This window comes from Streptococcus sp. CL8.13, assembly GCF_049737895.1.
This window is the reverse complement of sequence record NZ_JBKOTT010000090.1, coordinates 1-3,906: the sequence shown is the minus strand read 5'-3', so window position 1 is coordinate 3,906 and position 3,906 is coordinate 1. Positions and strand designations below refer to the sequence as shown.

At 40.8% G+C, this 3,906-nt stretch carries 4 protein-coding genes, 1 pseudogene and 1 other annotated feature; all 5 genes and pseudogenes read left to right on the top strand.

Annotation, left to right across the window (positions count from 1 at the left end; genetic code table 11):
• Positions 1 to 909 (top strand): ABC transporter ATP-binding protein (locus ACLNCN_RS03875; protein WP_424844659.1); only part of this gene is annotated, 909 nt, incomplete at its 5' end.
• A 114-nt stretch (positions 910 to 1,023) separates the two neighbouring features.
• Entirely contained in the window at positions 1,024 to 2,283 is a 1,260-nt protein-coding gene (locus ACLNCN_RS03870) for a TRZ/ATZ family protein (protein WP_424844658.1), read from the top strand.
• Positions 2,284 to 2,360: 77 nt separating this feature from the next.
• Positions 2,361 to 2,496, top strand: a sequence feature (ribosomal protein L10 leader region).
• Between the two features lie 39 nt (positions 2,497 to 2,535).
• A complete protein-coding gene (rplJ, locus tag ACLNCN_RS03865; protein WP_001287278.1) occupies positions 2,536 to 3,036 on the top strand; it encodes a 50S ribosomal protein L10 in 501 nt (166 codons plus the stop codon).
• A 71-nt stretch (positions 3,037 to 3,107) separates the two neighbouring features.
• Positions 3,108 to 3,476 (top strand): 50S ribosomal protein L7/L12, encoded by a 369-nt coding sequence (rplL, locus tag ACLNCN_RS03860; protein WP_001196965.1) that lies wholly within the window; start codon positions 3,108 to 3,110, stop codon positions 3,474 to 3,476.
• Positions 3,477 to 3,756: 280 nt separating this feature from the next.
• Positions 3,757 to 3,906, top strand: a pseudogene (locus tag ACLNCN_RS03855) (NADP-dependent oxidoreductase); the annotation flags it as partial.

Here is a 3,906-nt window from a genome sequence, read left to right as displayed (position 1 = left end):
CGTTTAGTGACTTTTTTGAATTATGTCCAACAGTACACTAAGCCCTTTAACGATATTTCCTCAGTTCTAGCCGAATTGCAAAGTGCTCTTGCTTGCGCAGAGCGTGTCTATGCTGTCTTAGATAGCACTGAGCTGGCTGAAACTGGTAAGGAAGTCTTGACCAGTGACCAAGTTAAAGGAGCTATTTCCTTTAAACATGTCTCTTTTGGTTACCATCCTGAAAAGATTTTGATTAAGGATTTATCTATTGATATTCCAGCTGGTAGCAAGGTGGCTATTGTTGGTCCGACAGGTGCTGGAAAATCAACCCTTATCAATCTCCTCATGCGTTTTTATCCCATTAACTCGGGAGATATCTTGCTGGATGGGAAATCCATTTATGACTATAGTCGTGCCTCTTTACGTCAGCAGTTTGGCATGGTGCTCCAAGAAACCTGGCTCAAGCAAGGGACCATTCATGACAATATTGCCTTTGGAAATCCTGATGCCAGTCGGGAGCAAGTGATTGCTGCTGCCAAAGCAGCCAATGCAGACTTTTTCATCCAACAGTTGCCGCAGGGTTACGATACCAAGTTGGAAAATGCTGGAGAATCTCTCTCTGTCGGTCAGGCTCAGCTCTTGACCATAGCCCGAGTTTTTCTAGCTATTCCCAAGATTCTTATCTTAGACGAGGCGACGTCCTCCATTGATACGCGGACAGAAGTGCTGGTACAGGATGCCTTTGCCAAACTCATGAAGGGGCGTACAAGCTTTATCATTGCTCACCGTTTGTCAACTATTCAGGATGCAGATTTGATTCTTGTCTTGGTGGATGGCGATATTGTGGAGCATGGCAATCATCAGGATCTCATGACTAGAAAGGGCAAGTATTACCAAATGCAGCAAGCTGCAGCTTTTAGCTCAGAATAAGCCTTCCTATTTTAAAATCTTATGAACGAAAAAAGTTGCCTTCGGGTGACTTTTTTGTTACAATATCTAGAAAAATTATTCACTGTAAATTGTCTTATAGAAAAGGAGCCTAGAATGAAAGTCTTTCAGCATGTAAATATCGTGACTTGTGACAAAGATTTCCATGTTTATCTAGATGGAATCTTAGCCGTTAAGGATTCTCAAATCGTCTATGTTGGTCAAGAGCAGTCAGAGATTATAGAGCAAGCTGAGCAGATTATAGACTATCAGGGAGCCTGGATTATGCCTGGTTTGGTCAATTGTCACACCCATTCTGCTATGACCGGATTGAGAGGAATTCGAGATGATAGCAATCTCCATGAATGGCTCAATGACCATATCTGGCCTGCAGAAGCAGGATTTACTCCCGACATGACTACTAAGGCGGTCAAAGAAGCTCTGACAGAGATGCTCCAGTCAGGAACAACAACCTTTAATGATATGTATAATCCCAATGGTGTGGATATTGAGCGGATTTATCAGGCAGTGAAAGATTCCAAGATGCGTTGTTATTTCTCACCGACTCTTTTTTCTTCAGAGGCAGAGACAACTGCTGAGACTATAAGTAGAACTCGAGCAATCATTGAAGAAATTTTAGGATATGAAAATCCAAATTTCAAGGTTATGGTAGCACCACATTCTCCTTACAGCTGTAGTAGAGACTTGCTGGCAGAAAGCTTATATATGGCAAAAGAGTTGAATATTCCTATCCATATCCATGTTGCGGAGACCAAGGAGGAGTCAGGAATTATCCTGAAACGATACGGCAAACGTCCTCTAGCCTTTTTAGAAGAACTGGGTTACTTAGATCATCCATCTGTCTTTGCTCACGGGGTCGAATTAAACGAGCGAGAAATTGAACGTTTGGCAACTTCTCAAGTGGCTATTGCTCACAATCCTATCAGTAACCTCAAACTGGCATCAGGGATTGCTCCCATTATCCAACTGCAAAAAGCAGGAGTAGCTGTGGGAATTGCGACAGATTCAGTTGCTTCCAACAACAACCTTGATATGTTTGAGGAAGGACGGACTGCAGCCCTTCTTCAGAAGATGAAAAGTGGAGATGCCAGCCAATTTCCGATCGAAACAGCCCTCAAGGCACTCACAATCGAAGGGGCTAAAGTCCTAGGGATGGAAGAGCAGATAGGAAGTCTGGAAGTTGGTAAACAGGCAGATTTTCTGGTCATCCAACCACAAGGGAAAATCCATCTTCAACCCCAAGAAAATATGCTCTCTCACCTGGTTTATGCTGTTAAATCCAGTGATGTTGATGATGTCTATATCGCCGGACAACAAGTTGTCAAGCAAGGTCAAGTCCTAACAGTAGAACTTTAAAAGAAAAATCACGAAAAAATTTTTAAAAAAAGTTTGCAAAAATCTTGCATTCTTTTTTTGACTATGCTATACTTATATACGGTTTGAAAAAACTGCCTAAGACAGTAGGGGAGCTCGACTCATAAGTATCCTACCGAGGACAAAACGTATCATGTAAAAAGAAGCGTATTGTACTTTCGTGTCTAGGTTTGGGCGCGTTTTTCTTTTGGAAAAATATCCCCAAGCAAAATAATAACGGAGGTGAAAACACTAATGAGTGAAGCAATTATTGCTAAAAAAGCGGAACTAGTTGACGTAGTAGCTGAAAAAATGAAAGCTGCTGCATCTATCGTCGTTGTAGACGCTCGTGGTTTGACAGTTGAGCAAGATACAGTTCTTCGTCGTGAGCTTCGTGGAAGCGAAGTTGAGTATAAAGTGATTAAAAACTCAATCTTGCGTCGTGCAGCTGAAAAAGCTGGTCTTGAAGATCTTGCATCTGTATTTGTTGGACCATCTGCAGTAGCATTTTCTAACGAAGATGTTATCGCACCAGCGAAAATCTTGAACGACTTTTCTAAAAACGCTGAAGCACTTGAAATCAAAGGTGGTGCAATCGAAGGCGCTGTCGCATCTAAAGAAGAGATTCTTGCACTTGCAACTCTTCCAAACCGCGAAGGACTTCTTTCTATGCTCCTTTCTGTACTTCAAGCGCCAGTGCGCAACGTTGCTCTTGCAGTCAAAGCGGTTGCAGAAAGCAAAGAAGACGCAGCTTAATCTTAAGTTGCGCAGCGTAGCCTAGCTACAAAAAATATTATAAATTTAAAACATATTTGGAGGAAATAACAATGGCATTGAACATTGAAAACATTATTGCTGAAATTAAAGAAGCTTCAATCCTTGAATTGAACGACCTTGTAAAAGCTATCGAAGAAGAATTTGGTGTAACTGCAGCTGCTCCTGTAGCTGTTGCTGCAGCTGGTGCTGCTGACGCTGGTGCTGCTAAAGATTCATTCGACGTTGAATTGACATCTGCAGGCGACAAAAAAGTTGGCGTTATCAAAGTTGTACGTGAAATCACAGGTCTTGGACTTAAAGAAGCTAAAGAACTTGTTGACGGTGCACCAGCACTTGTTAAAGAAGGCGTTGCAACTGCAGAAGCTGAAGAAATCAAAGCTAAATTGGAAGAAGCTGGAGCTTCAGTTACTCTTAAATAATAGAGCGACTACATTAGTAGCTTAAAAACATGATTAAACCGCTATTCTTAGGAGTAGCGGTTTTTCTTTTTGTTCAAGAAGGGGCAAAAAGGAGGCTAGTATTCTTTAAAAGTGAGGAGAGTTAGATTGAAAGAATCATATTGGTAAATCGAAATGATGGATATTTTTTATTAAGTCATAAATCGTTATCAAACGATAATATTGATTTTCTTACAAATTAAGAGTATAATTTATAGAAATGAGTGTCCACTCAATTTTGTGAAATTAAGGAGTAAAGAAAATGGTTGTTGAAGCAATAGAGTACAGTCGTTTCGGTAACGAAGAGGTCTTAGATTTGCTGAAGATCGACTCTACAGCCTTGGATGTAAATCAGGTGAGAGTAGAAGTTCATACTGTTGGTTTAAATCCTATTGATTATAAAACTTTTGAG